Here is an 18674-nt window from a genome sequence, read left to right on the forward strand (position 1 = left end):
GCCTCGCTGCCGCTTGCCAACCCGCAAGGCAGCCGCCGCGCCAGCGACCAGGCCAGCGTGACCATCACCCTGGACGCGGCCACCACCCAGCGCCTGCTCAAGGACGCCCCCGCCGCCTACCGCACCCAGGTCAACGACTTGCTGCTGACCGCGCTGGCACGCGCCCTGTGCGGCTGGAGCGACCAGCCCGGCGTGCTCATCGACCTCGAAGGCCACGGGCGCGAAGACATCTTCGAAGGCCTGGACCTCAGCCGCACCGTGGGTTGGTTCACCAGCGTGTACCCGGTGGCGCTGGCGCCGCAGGGCGAGATCGGCGAAGCGCTCAAGCGCGTGAAGGAGCAACTGCGCCAGGTTCCCCGCAAGGGGCTGGGCCACGGCGTGTTCCAGCACCTGGGCAGCGATGCGCAGAGGCAGGCCGTCGCGGCACTGCCGAAGGCGCAGGTGGTCTTCAACTACCTGGGCCAGTTCGACGGCAGCTTCGACGAGCAGGCACCGTGGCGCCCGGCGGCGCGAGGCGGCGGCCAGGCGATGGGCGCGGACGCGCCGCAGGCGCACGAGTTCGCGATCAACGCGCGGGTCTACGAGGGCGAGCTGAGCCTGGCGGTGAGCTACGGGCGCGAGCGCCATCGGGAAGAAGACGTGCGGGCGTGGACCACCCGACTGCGCGAGGAGCTGCAGGCGCTGGTGGCGCACTGCACGGGCGGTGCCGCAGGCGTGACGCCCTCGGACTTCGCATTGGCCGCGCTGACGCAGGCGCAGCTGGACGCCTTGCCGCTGGAAGCACAGAAAGTGCAAGACCTATACCCGCTGTCGCCGATGCAGCAGGGCATGCTGTTCCACAGCGTGTACGACGGGGGCGGCACCGCCTATGTGACGCAGCTGCGCATCGAAGTGCAGGGACTGCAGGTGGAGCGCTTCAGGCACGCCTGGCAGCAGGTGGTGCAGCGCCATGACGTGCTGCGAACAGGCTTCCTGAGCATGGCCCAGCCTCCGATGCAGTGGGTCGCCCGCCAGGTGGTGCTGCCGTTTGTCGAGCACGACTGGCGCGGGCGCACCGACCACGCGCAGGCCACCGAGGCGCTGGCGCTGGAACAACAGGCGGCCTTCGACCTGGCGGCACCACCGCTCATGCGGCTCGCAACAATCCGTATCGACGACAAGCGCCATCGTTTCATCTGGAGCTGCCATCACCTGCTGCTGGACGGGTGGAGCATGTCGCGCCTGTTCGGCGAGGTGCTGCAGGCCTACGACGGCGTGGCGGTCGAGGAGCCGGCATGCAACTATCGCGACTACATCGCATGGCTGGCCGCGCGTCCTGCAAAGGACGGGGAAGCCTACTGGCGCGGCAGGCTGCGGCAGGTGGATGCGCCGACGCTGCTCGGCACGGCGCTGGAGCCGCCGGCCACCGGGGAGGGCCACGGCGAAGTCGGGGCCGCGCTCGATGTCGCGGGAACGCAGGCGCTGCAGGCCTTCGCCCGGCGCGAGCGCGTGACGCTGAACACTCTCGTGCAGGGCGCCTGGTCGCTGCTGCTCGCGCGCTACACCGCGCAGGACACGGTCGTTTTCGGCGCCACAGTGGCGGGCCGACCCGCGGGACTGGTGGGCGCGGACCGGATGCTGGGCCTGTTCATCAACACGCTGCCGGTGATCGTCGACGCCACGTCGGCGCAACAGTTGGGCGACTGGCTGCGCGAACTGCAGGCGCAGAACCTGGCATCGCGAGAGCACGAATACACGCCGCTGCACGACATCCAGCGCTGGGCCGGGCAGGGCGGCGGGCAGGGGCTGTTTGACAGCATCGTGGTGTTCGAGAACTACCCGATCGACCAGACGCTCGCCGGCCGCGCCGACCAGGGGCTGAAATTCGAGCAGGCAGAGTCGGTCGACGTGACCCATTACCCGATGGACGTGGAAGTCCATCTCGGCGAAGTGCTGACGATCAAGCTCAAGTACCTGCGCGAACGCTTCAAGGAAGCCGACGTGCAGGCGCTTTCGCAGCAGCTGTTCGGCCTGATGGAGCGGATGCGCGAGGACGGCTCGAAGGCGCTGCGCGACCTGGACACGCTGACGCCCGCGCAGCAGACCGAGATCGCGCGGCTGGGACGCAGCGGACGCCACGGCTTCCTGCGCACGCCGGTGCACCAGTTGATCGCGCAGCAGGCGCAGCTGCAGCCCGAGGCCATTGCCCTGCTGATGGGAGATGCCGAGCTGAACTATGCCGACCTCAACGCACGCGCCAACCGGCTCGCCCATGCGCTGATCGACCGGGGCGTGCACGGCAATGCGGTGGTCGCGGTCTCGCTGCAGCGCTCGCTGGAGACCATCGTCGCGCTGCTCGCGGTGCTCAAGGCCGGCGCCGCCTATCTGCCACTGGACCCGGACTATCCGCAAGACCGCCTGCACTTCATGTGCAAGGACAGCGGCGCGCGGCTGATGCTCACACAGCGCGCGGTGCTGCCGCGCCTGCCTTCGATGGACGACACGCTCGTGCTGGACGAAACGGATCTCTGCTGCTGGCCCGACCATGATCCCGGGACCGAGGTTCACGTGGACCAACTGGCCTACGTGATCTACACCTCGGGCTCCACCGGCCAGCCCAAGGGCGTGGCGGTGTCGCACGGGCCGCTCAGCATGCATTGCCAGGCCACGGCGGAGATCTACGGCATGGTGGCGCGCTCGTGCGAACTGCACTTCATGTCCTTCTCCTTCGACGGGGCCCACGAACGCTGGTTGACCGCGCTCACGGTGGGCGCCAGCCTGGCGCTGCGCGACAACGAACTCTGGACGGCGGAGCAGACCTGCGACGCGCTGTACCGCTACGGCGTCACCAACGCCGCCTTCCCGCCGGCCTACCTGAGCCAGTTGGCCGACTGGGCCCATGCGCGCGGCGAGGCCCCGCCGGTGGAGCTCTACGTGTTCGGCGGCGAGGCGATGCCGCGCGCCGCCTACGACAAGGTCTGCCAGTCGCTGCGCCCGCGCACGCTGATCAACGGCTACGGGCCGACGGAGACCGTCGTGACGCCCCTCATCTGGAAGACCAGCGCGGACCACGGTTTCGACGAAGCCTATGCACCCATCGGCCGCCCGGTCGGCGAACGCACGGTCCACGTGCTCGACGCCGAACTGCGGCCGGTGGCCCGGGGCAGCGTCGGCGAGCTGTACATCGGCGGCTATGGCCTGGCCCGCGGCTATCTGGGGCGCAGCGCGTTGACGGCCGAACGCTTCGTTGCCGATCCGTTCGGCGGCGGCGGTGGCCGCCTGTACCGCACGGGCGACCTGGTGCGGTGGCGCGAGGACGGCAACGTTGCCTACATCGGGCGTGCCGACCAGCAGGTCAAGATCCGCGGCTTTCGCATCGAGCTGGGCGAAGTCGAGGCGCAACTGCGCGAGGTGCCGGGCGTCCTCGAAGCTGCGGTGCAACTGCACGAAGGCGCGGCAGGGCGGCAGCTGGTCGGCTACATCGTGCCCATGCCGAACGGACCGCGCGCGCAGTTGTCGAAACAGGCCCTGCAGCAACTGCGCCGGCGCCTGCCCGAGCACATGGTTCCCGCGCACCTGATTGTGCTGGAGGCGCTGCCACGGCTGATCAGCGGCAAGCTGGACCGTCACGCGCTGCCCGAACCCGACATAGACGCGCAACGCGAAATCAAGGCGCCGCGCAACGACACGGAACGCCAGCTCGCGGCCATCTGGGCCGGCGTGCTGGGCGTAGATTCGGTGGGCATCTCGGACAACTTCTTCGAGCTGGGCGGCGACTCGATCCTGAGCCTGCAGGTGATCTCGAAGGTGCGCCAAGCCGGGATCGGCTTCCAACTGCGCCTTCGCGACCTGATGCGCCACCCGACCATCGAGACGCTGTTGGAACAGTTCGCCGACGCTGCGCCCGCACAGCCGGTGCCAGCCACCGCCGAGGCCGAGGCTGAGGGCACGCTGCCGCTCATTCCGATCCAGGCCTGGTTCTTCGACACGGCCATTCCGCGGCGTCATCATTTCAACCAGGCGCTGATGCTGCAGACCGCGCAGCCGCTGGACGAATCGCTGCTGTTGCAAGCACTGGATGCGCTGGCGGCGCATCACGATGCGCTGCGGCTGCGCTATGCGCCGCGGGCCGACGGAAGCTGGGAGCAGCGCTATAGCGCGCAGGCCGAGCCGCGCGACTTGCTCTGGAGCCGCGAGGTTGCCGATGCCGAAGAGATCGTGCGCGTGGCCGACGCCGCACAGCGCAGCCTCGACCTGAGCGAAGGCCCTGTCTGGCGCACAGTGCACATGCGGCATGCGGACGGCAGCGCGAGGTTGTTGCTTGTGGTGCATCACCTGGTGGTCGACGGTGTGTCCTGGCGCGTGCTGCTGGAAGACCTTCAAGCGGTCTACGGCCAGCTGAGCAACGGCCGCGCGGTGCAGTTGCCCGGCAAGAGTGCGTCCTTCAAAGCGTGGGCCGAGCATCTTCAAAGCCTGGCGCAGAGCGGCGAGCTCGACAGCGAAATCGCGTACTGGCAGGCGCAGATGCAGCCGGTGACCGATATTCCACGCGACCGCCCGGTCGATGCGCTGCTGGATCGCGATGCGGTGACACAACGCCTGCGCCTGGACAGCGAGCGCACGGCCCAGCTGCTGCGCGTGGCGCCGTCGGCCTACGGTACGTCTATCGACGACCTGCTGCTGGCGGCCCTGTCGAGAACCGTCTGGCGCTGGTGCGGCGAGTCCGAGACGCTGGTGCAGTTGGAAGGCCACGGGCGGGAGGGCGATGCCGCCGGGCTCGACCTGAGCCGCACGCTGGGCTGGTTCACCAGCGTGTATCCGGTACGGCTGCGCGAGGGCAACTCGCCGGTCGAAGCGCTGGTTCTTTCCGCCAGGCAGCAGCGGCAGGACGTGCCGCGCCGCGGCGTCGGCCATGGCGTGCTGAAGTACCTCCGGCCTCACGGCGCCACGCTTGGCAAAGCCCAGCCGCGCATCACCTTCAACTACCTGGGGCAGTTCGACCGCAGCCTGGGGGGAGACGACGCCATGTTCAAGCCGGCCGAGGAGCATCCCGGGCCGGTGCACGACGAGGAGTCGCCGCTGGCCAACTGGCTGGAGATTGCAGGCAACGTGTACGAGGGGCAGCTCTCGATGAGCTGGATCTTCAGCCGGGCCATGTACGACGAGGCAACCGTCCAGCAACTCATCGGCTTCTACCGCGAAGCGCTGGAGGAGATCGTGGACCACTGCGTCGAGGTGGCGCAGCGGGCCCGCGGGTAGGCACCGGCGAGGGGTAAAAAAAGGCCGGCCCCTTTCGGGACCGGCCATGTTTTTTTCGTACGCTGTTGCGCGGAGCGTCAGAGCTTGTAGGTCAGCTTCAGCCAGGCGTTGCGCGGACGGCCGTAGGTGTAGCCGTTGTAGCCGCCAAGACCGCTGTAGTAGCGCTTGTCGGTCAGGTTCTCGATGTTGAGGGACGCGCTCAGCTTCTTGCTGAACTCGTAGCGCGCCATCAGGCCGATCACCGTCAGCCCACCCTGGCTCGCGCGTCCCAGGCCGGAGGACTCGTCGTAGTAGATGCCGCTCTGGTAGTTCACGCTGCCGCCGATGGTGAGCTTGCTCCATTCGCCCGGCAGGCGGTAGCTCGTACTGACGCGGAACAGGCGGTTGGGGATGGTGGGTTCCAGGAGCGCGCCATCCTTGTCGCGCTTGGCGTAGTAGGTATAGCCCGCCAGCACCTGCCAGCCGGGCGCGAGTTCGCCGGAGGCGGTCAACTCGAAGCCCTTGCTGTGCGCACCCGGGACGGCGCGATAGGGGATGCTGCTGTCCGGCAGCCTGCCTGCGCTGGTGTCTTCCACCGGAACGTTGGTCTGCTTGGTGCGGAATACCGCGAGGCTGGTGTTGAGCTTGCCGCCGAAATGTTCACCCTTGATGCCGACCTCGTAGTTCTTGCCGCGCTGCGGCGCGATCAGGCTGTTGTTGCGGTCGCGCTGGGAGTTCGGAAGGAAGATGTCGGTGTAGCTGCCGTAGATCGAGAACTCCTTGCTCAGGTCGTACACGATGCCCGCATAGGGCGTGATGACGCCGCTCTCGTGCGAACCCGGGTTCCGGGTCAGCGTGCCCGCCACCTGGTTGCGGTTCAGGGAGCTGTCCGTGTACCAGGTCCCCCGTGCGCCCACGATGACCGAAAGCGGATCGGCAAGACGCAGCCGCGTCGACGCATAGATTGCCTTCTGGGTCACCTGGCCCGACAGGGTGTACGACTTGTAGGGGAAGGACGTGACCGCGGGGAAGGATTGCAGCGTGTAAAAGTTCAGCGGCCGGGTGTCGAAGGCCGTGGAGGTTGCCAGGTTGGTGTCGATGGCGTAGTCGTAGTTGTTGTAGCTCAGCCCGAGGACTGCCTCGTGCTGGCGGCCGAAGGCTTCGAAGGGCCCGCGGAGGTAGGCGTCGAACGAGGTGTTTTTCCCGTTCGCGGGGTTGTCCCGGATATCGATGGTGGAGTCGCCCGTCACGCCGTCGACGGGGTAGTAGGTGTTGAGGTCGCCGGAGGCCCGCTTGCGCTTGGTCTTCGTGTAGCTCGCATCGAGCTTGAGGCGCCAGCCGCTGCCCAGTTGCTGGTCGAGGCTCGCGAAGACCTTGTCCGAATACATGTTCCAGTAGCTCCATGGCGCGCTGGAGTTGAAGGAGCGCGGCAGGTTCGTGCGCGTGCCGTCGCTGAAGAAGAGCGGGGCCTGGCCGAAGTTGGCGCCGTCGGTGGCGGTCTTCTGGTGCTCGACGCCGAGGGAAAGCGTCGTGGTGGGAGAGAGATCCGCCTCGAGGATGCCGTACAGCACGTCCTCCGCGGTCTTCTTCGATTCGATGAAGCTCTTGCCTTCGGTACGCGAAGCCACGAACCTGCCGCGCAGTGTGCCTGCCGCGTTCAGCGGACCGCCCACGTCGACCTCGGCGTTGTACCGGTTCCACGAGCCGAAGCCCCCGGTCACGTGACCCGCGAACTCGGTGGTGGGCCGCTTGCGAACCAGGTTCACCACGCCACCCGGCGAGCCCGAGCCGCTGAGCAGGCCGGCCGAGCCGCGGATGACTTCCACGCGGTCGTAGATGGCGGTGCTCAGCATGCTGGCCTCGCCCGCCACGGAGCTGAATGACAGCGTGGGGACGCCGTCGATCATGGTGCCCAGCTCGAAGCCGCGCGAGGTGAATTTGACCCGCTCGTCCAGCCGGTCGGACACGATGCCGGGCGTCTGGCGCAGCACGTCGTCGAGCGTCACGAGGTTCTGGTCCTCGATCTGCTGGCGGCCGATCACGCTCACGGACTGGGGCGTCTCGCGCTGGGACAGGTCCAGCCGCGTGGCCGTCGCCGTGGAGCGCGTGGTGTAGGAGCCGGTGCCTTCGGTGGTGCCGTCGGAGTCGGCCTGGACGGTCACCGTCGGCAGCGATGAGCCTGCGGCGGCGGCCGAGGCACGCTGGATCGTGACTTGCGACGATCCGTTGCGAACGGCAACCAGGCCGCTGCCCACCAGGAGCCGGTCCAGCGCCTGCTGCAGCGTGAGCCGCCCCGACACGGCGGGCGCGTTGATGCCCGTCACCACGTCACCCGCTGCGAGCACCTGAGCGCTGGTCTGGCGCGAGAGTTCGTTCAGGGCCGCCGCCAGCGGCTGCGGCCCGACATTGATATCGAATGTCGGCGTGGCCGCCTGCCCGGGTGCTTGGGCGGCAGCGATGCCGCTCCAGCTGACGAATGTGGTTCCAAAGGCAGCGGCAAGCGCGGCACTCAGAAGGCGGTGGCGAGGCGAAGAACGCATGGGTCAGGGCTCCAGGTCAGATAAATGCGACGTATTCGTACTTTTGGGCGGCAGAGCCCCCGAATTGATCGGGTCCCTGGCGCTTCTCAAAGTAAGACGTTTGAACTCGTCAAACAGAGACAGCCTGTTTCAGGCACGACGCGCCAGAGGCCCGGCGCGGTTCGTTGTCAGCGGGGCTGCAGTTCCACGCCGCCACCCGCCCGGGAGACGGCCGTCACTGGAAGAATCGTCGGCAGCACCGCCACCAAGGCGGCCGAGTCGTTGGCGCGGAAGCGGCCCGACAGGCGCAGCGCGTCGATGCGCTCGCTGGCGCTGACGATCGGACTGGCGCGGTAGCTGTTGACCACCGCCAGCGCTTCGCCCAGCGGCGTGTTGTCGAAAACCAGCCAGCCCTCGCGCCAGGCCGACATGGCCCGGATATCGGCCTGCCGCACCGCGTCGGCATGGCCATCCTGCACCTCCACGAGTTCACCCCCGCGCAGGTCGATGGCTTGCGGCGCGTTCCGAGCGGACGCTCCATCGCCCTGGCGGGCATGGACCTGCACGCGCACATGGCCCTGTTCCACACCCACGGTGACGGGCCCGCCACGGTCGCGCACAGTGAACACCGTACCGACCACCTCGATCACGGCTGCACGCGTGCGGACCAGGAAGGGGCGCTGCGTGTCGTGCGCGACTTCGAAGCGCACCTCGCCGCGAGACATGTCGACGATGCGGCGCTGCCGGTACAGCGTGACGTCGACGGCGCTTTGCGGCGCGATGTCGAGCTGGCTGCCCGCCGCGTTGCCGCCGCCGTCCGCGAGCGTGACTTTCAGCATCTGGGCGGTGCGGGTGCTGTAGGCCGCTTGAAAAACTGGCTGCTGCCAATACCACTGCACGCCGCGGCCCGCGACCAAACCGCCGCCAAGCAACCCTGCGATGGAAAGCAGGATCTTGCGGCGCTGCGACCGCCGGCCGGATTGCGCCGCCGCAGCCGCCATGCCCGCCGCCGGTTCGTCGAAGTGCGCACGCAGTTCGCCTGCCATGCCGCCGAGCGCGTCCCAGCGATGCCGCGCCTCCAGCAAGGCAGCCGCATGCTCCGGCGACTTGCTGCGCCATTGGTTCATGGCCGCGCGGGCGCGCTGCGCGGCCTCGCCCGGCGCGATCTCGCCTTCGACGATCAGCGCGAGCGCACGCTCGATCAGCCGTTCGCGCGGAGCGCCGATCGCCATGCCGCCGCTCACGAGAAGTCTTCGGCGAGCGCAGTGTCGAAGCCTGCGTGGTTGTGCACGTGCTGCGGCTCGATCAGTTCGGCGCGCAGTTCGGCGAACACCCGAGAGCAATCGATGGTGGCGCGCAGCAGGTGCTTGGCCACCGCCATCTCGGTGATGTTCAGGCGCTGGGCGATCTCGGCGCGGGTGTGGCCGTAGGCACGGAACAGCAGAAAGACCTCGCGTCGCCGCGGCGGGAGCTTTTCCATGGTGTCGACCACGCGCGCAAGCACGCGTTGCTGCGCCAGGATGAATTCACTGGAAGGTGCCACGAGGTGGGTGCCGAGCGTGGCGTGCGTGCCGACCCATTCCTGCGCCACCTTGCGGCGGCGCGCCTCGTCGATGCACAGGTTGCGGGCCACCCGAAAGAGCAGGGCGCGCGGCGATTCGATGCCGCCGTTCGCGTCGTCGCACGCGGCACCGCGCGGCTTCGTGGCCTGCGCGTACACCCGCTCGAAGCTCGACTGCGCGATGTCGGCCGCGTAGTGGGGATCCCTCAGGTCGCGAGTCAGCTGCCGGCGCAAGTCCGCATAGTGAGCTACAAGTTCCTGGACGAGGTCGCGCATCCGGCCGCCTTCTCGCAAGCATCGACGATAAGCCCCGGAAACCGGGCGTCGATCATGCTGGCGGTGCCGACATTGCGCTTCGGTGAACCCGGGGACGGGTGTTAATAAGAACTATTCTTATTGAGTGTATCACCGAGCCGCGTCCGAGGAACAGCAAATCTCAAAGAACGGCTGCCGCCTGAGGCGCGCGTTCTGCCGCTTGAGCCGCCGGCCGCGGATTCGCATTCAGCAGCGCCTGTCCGATCTCATCCGAGCGGATCGCCGTGACCGAGAGCAGCGTGTCGCTCAGGCCGTGGCTCATCTCGCAGGCGCCTTGCAGGAAGATGGCCGGCTTCAGTTCCGGTGCGGCTTGCAGCCGGTAGTGGCGGTCGACCGTGAAGTCGCCCAGGTACGGCGCGATCGGATCGAGCAGCGCCTTGTGGGCGTCGCGCTTGTAGCCGGTCGCGAGGATCACCACGTCGTAAGCCTGGCTGCCGCGCTGGCCGGTGTTCATGTCGTGCAGCGCCAAGTGGATGCCGTCTGCAGCCGCGCGCACCGCCGACACCTCGTGGCGGCGCAGGAAGCTGTGGCGCGCCACGCCGGCCACGCGCTGGCGATAGAACACGTTGAAGATCTGCTGGATCAATTCCAGGTCGGGCGCGGCATAGTTGGTGTGCCAGAACTCCTCCAGCAGCTCGGCACGCTCGGGCTCCGAGCGGTTGAACACGAAGTCGGTGAAGTCGGCATTGAAGATCTCGTTGACGAAGGGACTGTCATCCGACGGCTTGATCGAGCGGGCCCGCATGATCAGGTCGACCGCGGGCTTGTTCGGGTGGCTCTGCAGGTCCATGAAGAGTTCGGCAGCGCTCTGCCCCGCGCCGACGATGGCGATGCGCTTGGCATCCGGATGCCGGGCAATCGCCTCGAGGTAGCTGCTCGAATGGAAGACGCGCGCGTCGTCCCTGAAGGGCAGGAAGCGCGTGGGAACGTTCGGTACACCACCCACGCTCACCACCAGGTTGCGCGCCAGCCGTTCGCGCACGGCGCCGCCCGCTTCGCGCGAGCGCACCCGCAGCAGTTGCACATCCGTGCCGCGCATCTCCGGAAGCACCTCGAACACCGCCTCGCCGTAGGCGCAGCGGTCCTCGAACTGCGCGGCGGCCCAGCCCAGGTAGTCGTTGAACTCGTGGCGGCTCGGGAAGAAAGTCTTGAGGTTGACAAAGTCCTGCAGGCGCTGCTTCTCATGCAGGTAGTTCAGGAACGTGAAGCGGCTCGCGGGGTTGCGCAGTGTCGCCAGGTCCTTGATGAAGGAGATCTGCATGTGCGCGTTGTCCAGCAGCATGTTCTTGTGCCAGACGAAGCCCGGCTGCTTCTCGATGAAAAGCGCATCCACGAACTGGCCGTGGTGGCGTTTCTCGTCGAGGGCGATCGCCAGGGCGATGTTGGACGGGCCGAAGCCGACGCCGATCAGGTCATGGATTTGCATGGGGTGTCCTCGATGGGAAGTTCGGCGCCCTTGGCCGAAGTTGGCGAAATGGTCGACTCCCCTTGGGGAATCCAGAGGGCCTCGCCGAAGAAGCGTTCGCGCAGCAGCACGCCGAGCATGGCCCGCTTGTGCGGAAAGTCGAACTCCTTGACGTGGGCATAGCCGCAGCGGCCCAGGCTCTTGATCATCTTGTGGTTGTCCGCGCGCGGCTCGATCACGATGCGCTGCGTGCGGCAGTCGTCCAGGAACAGGTAGTGCGACACGGAAGGCATCCACGCCGTGAGGAACGGCTTGCCACGAAAGCGCGGCTCGCCGATCAGCGCATGCCAGCCGCGGTCGTGGTCACCGGCGTCGCAGAAGGGCGCAATGCGGTCTTCCTTGGCCCAGTACACCTCGAAGTAGCCGAATGCCTCGCCGTCGAGCCGGCCGACGAGCCCGGTGACGCGCGGATCGGCGGCAATGGCCTCGAGGTAGGCGCGGTGCCTGGCGAGGTCGCCCTGTTCCTCCCAGAAGTGGGCCACCACCGGGTCGTTCATCCAGCGGTTGAAGGCTGGGAGGTCGCGCTCGATGTCGACGGCGTCCAGTGTCAGCGTCTGCAAAAGCCACGGAATGTGGCGCTGGTAGACGGTGCCCGATGGCTTGGCCGGGCGCAACGGATGGCGCTTGCCCTGGCTCATGGTGTAGCGTTGCGCGAAGGGCTCGCGCGGGTTGCGCTGCCACACGCGAGGCAATTGCCAGAAGGCTTCGCGCGAGACGATCGCCGGCCGCGAACCGGAAGCCTCGCTTGCCGCACCCGCGTCCACCAACCGTGCGATGCGCGACGCAGGCACCTGCAGCAAGAGCAGGCCATGCCCGGGGTGACGCACGAAGGCCGCCTCGATGGCTGCCAGCAGATGAGGCTCCTCGGGTTCCGTGACGCTGTCGCCCGGCCATTCCAGACGCAGCGAATCGGCTTGCTCGCGCAGCGCCCATTGGCTCGCGCCTTCCTTGCTCGCCTGCGGTCCGACGGTCAGCCGTGCCCCGTCGAGCCGCACTTCGAGCGGATGGCCATCAGGATGCGCATGGAACACCCATGCACCGATCGAAGCCGGCGTGATCGGCGCTGCGGAGACGGCCGGAGGGCAGAACGCGTCGGCCAGCGTCCGCGCGATCGCGGTGCGCAGCGTGTCGGCTTCCTCCACCACCTGGCTCAGGCGCGAGAAGTCGTGGACCATGCCCTCGTGCACGTCCAGCTGTGTGCGCACGCCGGCGGCTTCCAGTCGCTGCGCATAGGCCTTGCCCTCGTCCACCAGCGGGTCGTACTCCGCCAGCACGATGTGCGCGGGCGCCAGGCCCGACAGGTCTTGTGCGGCCAGCGGCGCGAAGCGCCAGTCCTGCCGATCCTCGTCGCTGCGCAGGTAGTGGTTGAACATCCACTGCAGCGTGCGCTGTTCGAGCAGATGCCCGCGCGCGTAACGCTGGTGCGAGGCGCTGTCCTGTCGGATGCTGGTGCATGGATAGAGCAGCAGTTGCAGCAGAGGTTGCGGGCGGCCGGCTTCACGCGCGGCCAGTGTCAAGGCGGTAGCCAGCGTGCCGCCGACGCTGTCGCCGCCGAAGGCCACGCGCGCGGTGTCGAGGCCGTGCGAGCCGCCGTGCGCCAGGAGCCACGCCGCGGCGTCCTCGGCGTCGTGGAACGCAGTCGGAAACTTGTGCTCCGGCGCGAGCCGATAGTCGACCGCCAGCACCGCGCAGGGCGTGCGCAGCGCGATCGCGCGGCACAGTGCGTCGTGCGAGTCGAGGCCGCCGACCACGTAACCGCCGCCGTGAAAATACAGCAGCGTCGGCAGCGGCGCTGCTGTGTCGACGCCCCGGTAGAGCCTGGCCCGCAGCGTCGCGCCGTCGCGCGCCTGAAAGCCGATGTCCTCGACCGGCAGGTCGGGGCCGACGCCGTCCAGCGCCAAGGTCGACTGGTCGTAGCTCTCGCGGGCCTGCGCGGGCGACATCTCGCACATGGGCGGGCGCCCGTCTTCTTCGGCGAGAGTGGCCAGTTCGAGGAAAGCTTCGAGATCGGGATGCAGTGGCATGGGGAATCGCAGTGGCACCGATAAATGGATGCTTAACCGCAAATGACGCGCGGCCAGTGCGTTTGTTTAAGCAGCCGTCTTGCGGAATTCCGGCGCCAGCGGACATGCGCCGCAATAGCCTTCTTCGGGCAGCAGGTAGTAGAGACAGCACTGCCGGTGCAGCGAGAGATGCTCGGGCATGCCCGAGTGCATCCGCACGACCTTGCGTTGCACCGCGAACATCGGATTCTCCTCGCCGTCCCAGCGCGGCTGATGCAGCAGGTACTGGAGGTCTTTCGCGATGGATGGCGCATGCCCGCTCAATGCCAGTCCTTGTTCGAGCACGGGCTCCAGGTAGCGCGCCGCGTTGCCCCACAGAATCTTCGGCGCAATGCGCGTGAGACGTGTCAGTTGCTCGAAGAGCGGGGCCAGGTGCTCACCGAGCAGTCCCGCGTAGCGCGCCGCCGTGTCGGCGCCCGGAAACGGCTGCCCTTCGTGCGGAATGTGAAAACGTTGCGGCACGGCCCCTTCGGCCAATGAAAGCCAGACCTGCGCCGGCGCCATCGGAAAGACGTGCTGCAGCAGGCTGGCCGCCGCCGTCACCGGTGGCAGCAGGGCATTCAGGTAATGCATGCTCCAGGCCGAGGCCACCGGGCGCAGGTCGGGCTTGCGCACCCGCAGGTGGCGCGCGTGCGCCTGCAGCAGCCCGGCGAGCAGCGCGGGATCGGCGACGAGGTCGGCTACCCGCAGCGCGCCGGCCGGTGGCTGCGGCGCACATGCCAGCGCCTCGCCGTAGGCCGCCCATTCGCCCTGGAAGATCGGCACCAGCAGGGGAATCATCGAAAAGGCGCAGCCGCGCAAATGAAGCTCATCGTTGATGGAGACGGATCGGGCGCCCCCGGGTTTAGTGCGGCGCACTGGTCCACGAAATTGCGACGCGCGGATGACACGCGCTAAACATACGGCGGCGGGTCGCGTCTATCCACGCATCCACAGCAGTCCGGCCTCCCGAATGCGATGAACTCCCGACACCAGGCTCCTTCCGATCCGGCTTTCAGCGAGGCCTGGCGGCTTTTTCGCGCGCTGCACGACGCGCCGTCGCTCGACCGCGCGCAAAAGCTGGTCCTGTGGCTGGGGCGCGATGCGAAGCATGTGCGTGCTTTCGACGAGGCGCTGACGCTCTGGGCGATGGCCGGTGCGGCAATGGTCGGCTCCGCGTCCGGCGAAGAGTCCAGGCACGAATCGACGCTGCAATAGCGGCACCGGCGAGCGCTAAACATTCCGGCCGCCGGACCGTCTTACCCGTCATGCAAACCCAACCCGCCAGCGCCAAGGCGTCCGACCTTCTTCGGCTGCTGCAACCCTTCACTCCCTGGATCGCGCTCTCGTCCGTCACCGGCATCGGAGCGGGCGTGGCCACCGTGGCGCTGCTGGCAACCATCAACGAGGTGCTGAGCCGACCCGGCGGCATGGCCGGCGGCCTGCTGCTGACCTTTGTCGCGCTGTGCGCCCTGGCGCTCGTCGGCCGCGCGGTGTCCGACATCTCGAACAACGTCGTGGGCCAGCGGCTGGTCGCGCAGGTGCGCAAGGACCTGGCGCAGAAAATTCTCGCGGCGCCCATCGATGCGCTGGAGCGCTACCGCATGCACCGGCTGATGCCCGTGCTCACGCAGGACGTGGACATGATCAGCGACGTGGCCTTCATGCTGGCCGCCACCATGATTTCGCTGGCCATCGCGCTGGGCTGCCTGGGCTACCTCGCGTGGCTGTCGCTGCCGCTGTTCGGCCTGCTGGTGGTGGCGATGCTGATCGGCGTGGCAGTCCAGACCTGGGCCCACGGTCGTGGCATCGCGGGCTTCTTCCAGTCGCGCGAACAGGAAGAGCTGCTGCACAAGGCCTACCGCGGCATCAGCGAAGGCGCCAAGGAACTGCGCATGCACCGTGCCCGCCGCGCCAGGGTGTACGAGGGGCAGATCGCCCGCACAGTCGACAACATCCGCGACATCAACCGCCGCGCGATCAACATCTTCGTGCTGGCCACGTCCTTCGGCTCGGCACTTTTTTTTCTGCTGATCGCGCTGATCCTCGGCTGGGCCGCCTGGCGCACGACCGACCCGGTGGTGCTCAGCGGCTTCGTGCTCGTGCTGCTGTTCATCAAGGGGCCGATCGACCAGATCGTCGGTGCCCTGCCACACCTGGGCCGCGCCAGGGTGGCGTTCGAGCGCATCGCCGACCTGTCGGCCCGCTTCGCCACGCCGGAGCCGCACCTGCACCTCGGCTCCCCGCCGACTTCGCCACCGCTGCGCAACGCCATCGAGCTGCGCGGCGTGCGCTACGCGTTCGACACGCCAGAGGGCAGCGAGGCCTTCTCGCTGGGGCCGGTCGACCTGCAGATCGGGCGCAGCGAGATCGTCTTCGTCGTGGGCGACAACGGCTCGGGCAAGACCACGCTCATCAAGCTGCTGCTCGGGCTCTACGTGCCGCAGCAGGGCGAGGTCGTGCTCGACGGAAAGCCCATCACACCCGAGACGCGCGACGACTACCGCCAGCTGTTCACCACCGTGTTCTCCGACTTCTATCTGTTCGAGGACCTCGTGGCAGGCGAGGAGGGCGGCCACCAGGCGCTGCCCGAGACCGCGCTGCCCTACTTGCAGCGGCTGGAGATCGCGCACAAGGTGTCTGTGAAGGACGGCGCGTTCAGCACCACCGATCTGTCCACGGGCCAGCGCAAGCGGCTCGCGCTGGTGCACGCCTATTTGGAAGGCCGCCCCGTGCTGGTGTTCGACGAATGGGCCGCCGACCAGGACCCGACCTTCCGCCACCTTTTCTACACCGAGCTGTTGCCTGAGCTGCGCGCCAAAGGGCATTCGCTGGTGGTCATCTCGCACGACGACCGCTACTTCCACGTGGCCGACCGCATCGTCCACATGAAGGCCGGGCGCATCGCGCAGGACACCAAGGCGCCGGCGCCAGGCCTCGCGGCCTGAACGCACGGCAACACGGGCGGCAGCGGAAGGTGCGCAAGTCGACGGCAGTGTCAGGCACGCACGGGGCGCAGGTGCCGGCGAGCAGCGGCTTTTCAGAGCAACTGCGCAGCCTGGGTATTCGGCCCACCGTCATCCGTCTGTGCGTGCTGCAGACGCTGGCGGAAAGCGATTCCCAATGGCTCGGCGGCGAGGAAGTGTTTCGCCGCATGCTCAAGCGCGGCACGGCCACCGGCCTGGCGAGCGTCTACCGCGTGATCAAAGAGCTGGAAAAAGCCAGGCTCGTGCAGCGCGAATGGGAGCGCGGCCTGGGCGGCGCGCGCGCGGTGCACCGGCTGCGGCGCACGCAAACGCCAGAAAGCACGGTGCGCCTGCGCTGCGGGGGCTGCAACGCGAGCGTCGAGGTGGTCGACGAGGCATTGCACGAGGGCCTGCTGCGCGCGGCGCAGGCGCATGGCATGCCGGCAGGCGGGCCCTTCACGGTGCAGCTCGCCTGCGCGCGGGCGGACTGCGTTCGTTGAAACGCGGGGCCGGCGTCTTTCCGATGCCATCGAGGAGATCGAACAGGGGCAGCTCGAAGATCCGCGATCCCATTGCCCAACGCGAACTGCACGAACGACCGATGCGGAGATAATCGCCGCTGCACTTCAACGGCAAACAGATCCCGGTCCGGCGCAGCAAGCATTGCGTCAATGGCCGCTGGGTCCAAGGTCCCAACACCACCTCACAAGGGTCGGGAGAAGGGGCACCCGAGGTATTTCGTCAGAGAAATTCACAAAGGTAGACCATGAAAAACTCCCCCGCCGGGCACATCCCGGCAGCCGCGGCATTGCCGCGCGAAACCTCCGCCGCCCCGGTTTCACCCGACGCATCCAGCGAAGAGCTCTCAGGCTCTGAAATCCTCGTCCGATGCCTTCAGGCAGAAGGTGTCGCCTGCCTGTGGGGCTACCCCGGCGGTGCCGTTCTTCATGTGTATGACGCCCTGCACAGGCAGCAGCAGATCCAGCATGTCCTGGTCCGGCATGAGCAATCGGCCGTACATGCGGCCGACGGCTATGCGCGTGCCACGGGCCATGTCGGCGTGGCGCTCGTCACATCCGGCCCGGGCCTGACCAATGCCGTGACCGGCATTGCGACGGCCTACATGGACTCGATCCCGATGGTCGTCATCAGCGGCCAGGTGCCGACCCGCGACATTGGGCAGGACGCGTTCCAGGAGTGCGACACGGTCGGCATCACGCGTCCGATCGTGAAGCACAACTTTCTGATCAAGGATCCGCGCGACATCGTGCAGACCATGAAGAAGGCTTTCCACATCGCGCGCAGCGGGCGTCCAGGCCCCGTGGTGGTGGACTTTCCGAAGGACGTGTCGGCAAGCAGGATCATCTATGCGGGCTACCCGCAAACGCTGGAAATGCGGACGTACAAACCCACGCTGCAGGGACACGGCGGACAGATCCGAAAGGCGCTGCAACTGCTTCTGACCGCCAGTCGTCCCTGTATCTACACAGGTGGGGGCGTGATCCTCAGCGGTGCTTGCGACGAACTGCGCACGCTGGTCGACCGGCTGGGTTTCCCGGTCACCAGCACGCTCATGGGATTGGGCGCCTACCCGGCGTCGGATCCCAAGTTTCTCGGGATGCTGGGGATGCACGGCACCTGGGAGGCCAACAACGCCATGCAGGACTGCGACGTGCTGCTGGCCATCGGGGCTCGCTTCGACGACCGGGTCATCGGCAATGTGAAGCACTTTGCGCAAGGCAAGCGCAAGATCATTCACATCGATATCGATCCCTCGAGCATTGCCAAGCGCGTGAAGGTGGACGTTCCCATCGTCGGGGACGTCAAGACTGTTCTCGTGGAAATGCTGTCGCTGCTCGATGCTTCGGACGTTCGGCCCGCGCCGCAGGACATGGCGCAATGGTGGTCGGCGATCGGGACGTGGCGCGCCCGGCATTGCCTTGACTACGATCGCGGCAACACATACGTCATCAAGCCGCAGCGCGTCATCGAGACGTTGTGCGACATCACCCGCAATGAAGATGTCTACATCGCATCGGATGTCGGGCAGCACCAGATGTGGGCCGCGCAGTACTTCCGCTTCGAGAAGCCGCGGCGCTGGATCAATTCAGGTGGGCTTGGCACCATGGGCGTGAGCATCCCCTTCGCGATGGGGGTGAAGATGGGCAGGCCCGACAGCGAGGTCTATTGCATCGTCGGCGACGGATCGGTGCAGATGAGCACCAAGGAGCTGTCGACCTGCCTGCAGTACGACACGCCGATCAAGATCGTTCTTCTGAACAACCGCTATCTCGGGATGGTCCGGCAACAGCAGCAGATCAGCCATGAGGGCCGATACAGCCAAAGCTATCTCGACGCCTTGCCCGACTTCGTGAAGCTCGCGCAAGCCTACGGCCATGTCGGCATGCTGATCGAACGCCCGGCCGATATCGAAGCTGCGCTGCGAGAAGCCCGGGCCATGCGCGACCGTACCGTGCTTCTCGATTTCCGCATCGATCCGACGGAGAACGTTTTCCCCGTGGTGGAGGTCGGCAAGGGCATCAACGAGATGTTGCTGGGAAGCGAAGACCTCTGAACAGGAAGGCGCCT

The 18674-nt window shown here is 67.4% G+C and carries 11 protein-coding genes and 1 pseudogene; 5 read left to right on the forward strand and 7 right to left on the reverse strand.

What is annotated here, in order from left to right; translation table 11 throughout:
* On the forward strand, window positions 1-5238 hold a 5238-nt coding region (locus AC1RVW_RS04980; protein WP_493198369.1), incomplete at its 5' end, for an amino acid adenylation domain-containing protein.
* 77 nt (window positions 5239-5315) lie between these two features.
* Here AC1RVW_RS04980 and AC1RVW_RS04985 read toward each other — a convergent pair.
* From AC1RVW_RS04985 to fhuF, 7 genes and pseudogenes are all read right to left on the reverse strand, one after another.
* Window positions 5316-7757: a TonB-dependent siderophore receptor gene (locus AC1RVW_RS04985; RefSeq protein ID WP_493198371.1), complete on the reverse strand. Its 2442-nt coding sequence runs from the start codon at window positions 7755-7757 to the stop codon at window positions 5316-5318.
* A gap of 167 nt (window positions 7758-7924) precedes the next feature.
* On the reverse strand, window positions 7925-8968 hold the full coding sequence (locus AC1RVW_RS04990; RefSeq protein WP_409196486.1) for a FecR family protein: 1044 nt from the start codon (window positions 8966-8968) through the stop codon (window positions 7925-7927).
* A gap of 8 nt (window positions 8969-8976) precedes the next feature.
* Window positions 8977-9573, reverse strand: a complete 597-nt coding sequence (locus AC1RVW_RS04995; protein ID WP_081267789.1) for an RNA polymerase sigma factor — start codon at window positions 9571-9573, stop codon at window positions 8977-8979.
* Between the two features lie 160 nt (window positions 9574-9733).
* Window positions 9734-11038, reverse strand: a complete 1305-nt coding sequence (locus AC1RVW_RS05000; protein ID WP_081267788.1) for a lysine N(6)-hydroxylase/L-ornithine N(5)-oxygenase family protein — start codon at window positions 11036-11038, stop codon at window positions 9734-9736.
* The gene (locus AC1RVW_RS05005; protein WP_493198610.1) at window positions 11020-11715 is read right to left on the reverse strand and encodes a GNAT family N-acetyltransferase; all 696 of its coding nucleotides are present in this window, start codon (window positions 11713-11715) and stop codon (window positions 11020-11022) included. The genes AC1RVW_RS05000 and AC1RVW_RS05005 overlap by 19 nt, the downstream gene beginning before the upstream one ends.
* A 447-nt stretch (window positions 11716-12162) precedes the next feature.
* Window positions 12163-13101: pseudogene (locus AC1RVW_RS05010) on the reverse strand (alpha/beta hydrolase); the annotation flags it as partial.
* Window positions 13102-13167: 66 nt separating this feature from the next.
* Window positions 13168-13920 carry a siderophore-iron reductase FhuF gene (gene fhuF, locus AC1RVW_RS05015; RefSeq protein WP_106938476.1) on the reverse strand — a complete coding sequence of 251 codons (753 nt, stop codon included), beginning with the start codon at window positions 13918-13920 and terminating at the stop codon, window positions 13168-13170.
* 177 nt (window positions 13921-14097) lie between these two features.
* On the opposite strand from fhuF, the gene AC1RVW_RS05020 reads away from it, so the two are divergent.
* The 4 genes from AC1RVW_RS05020 (at window position 14098) to AC1RVW_RS05035 (ending at window position 18660) form a co-directional block, all read left to right on the forward strand.
* Window positions 14098-14337, forward strand: coding sequence for a hypothetical protein (locus AC1RVW_RS05020; protein WP_493198374.1), 240 nt, complete (start codon window positions 14098-14100; stop codon window positions 14335-14337).
* Between the two features lie 50 nt (window positions 14338-14387).
* Window positions 14388-16067, forward strand: coding sequence for a cyclic peptide export ABC transporter (locus AC1RVW_RS05025; protein WP_081267785.1), 1680 nt, complete (start codon window positions 14388-14390; stop codon window positions 16065-16067).
* Between the two features lie 47 nt (window positions 16068-16114).
* Window positions 16115-16585 (forward strand): Fur family transcriptional regulator, encoded by a 471-nt coding sequence (locus AC1RVW_RS05030; protein WP_285411398.1) that lies wholly within the window; start codon window positions 16115-16117, stop codon window positions 16583-16585.
* A gap of 266 nt (window positions 16586-16851) precedes the next feature.
* Complete coding sequence (locus tag AC1RVW_RS05035) at window positions 16852-18660, forward strand: acetolactate synthase 3 catalytic subunit (RefSeq protein ID WP_493198377.1); 1809 nt, start codon at window positions 16852-16854, stop codon at window positions 18658-18660.
* Window positions 18661-18674: the final 14 nt, after the last annotated feature.

It is taken from the genome of Variovorax sp. MPBD4-3 (assembly GCF_058809745.1).

What these genes read in the sequence shown, in the direction of transcription:
- AC1RVW_RS04985 (WP_493198371.1), bottom strand. Translation starts at nt 7,757, where the DNA reads ATGCGTTCTTCGCCTCGCCACCGCCTTCTGAGTGCCGCGCTTGCCGCT.
- AC1RVW_RS04990 (WP_409196486.1), bottom strand. Translation starts at nt 8,968, where the DNA reads ATGGCGATCGGCGCTCCGCGCGAACGGCTGATCGAGCGTGCGCTCGCG.
- AC1RVW_RS04995 (WP_081267789.1), bottom strand. Translation starts at nt 9,573, where the DNA reads ATGCGCGACCTCGTCCAGGAACTTGTAGCTCACTATGCGGACTTGCGC.
- AC1RVW_RS05000 (WP_081267788.1), bottom strand. Translation starts at nt 11,038, where the DNA reads ATGCAAATCCATGACCTGATCGGCGTCGGCTTCGGCCCGTCCAACATC.
- AC1RVW_RS05005 (WP_493198610.1), bottom strand. Translation starts at nt 11,715, where the DNA reads ATGAGCCAGGGCAAGCGCCATCCGTTGCGCCCGGCCAAGCCATCGGGC.
- fhuF (WP_106938476.1), bottom strand. Translation starts at nt 13,920, where the DNA reads ATGATTCCCCTGCTGGTGCCGATCTTCCAGGGCGAATGGGCGGCCTAC.
- AC1RVW_RS05020 (WP_493198374.1), top strand. Translation starts at nt 14,098, where the DNA reads ATGAACTCCCGACACCAGGCTCCTTCCGATCCGGCTTTCAGCGAGGCC.
- AC1RVW_RS05025 (WP_081267785.1), top strand. Translation starts at nt 14,388, where the DNA reads ATGCAAACCCAACCCGCCAGCGCCAAGGCGTCCGACCTTCTTCGGCTG.
- AC1RVW_RS05035 (WP_493198377.1), top strand. Translation starts at nt 16,852, where the DNA reads ATGAAAAACTCCCCCGCCGGGCACATCCCGGCAGCCGCGGCATTGCCG.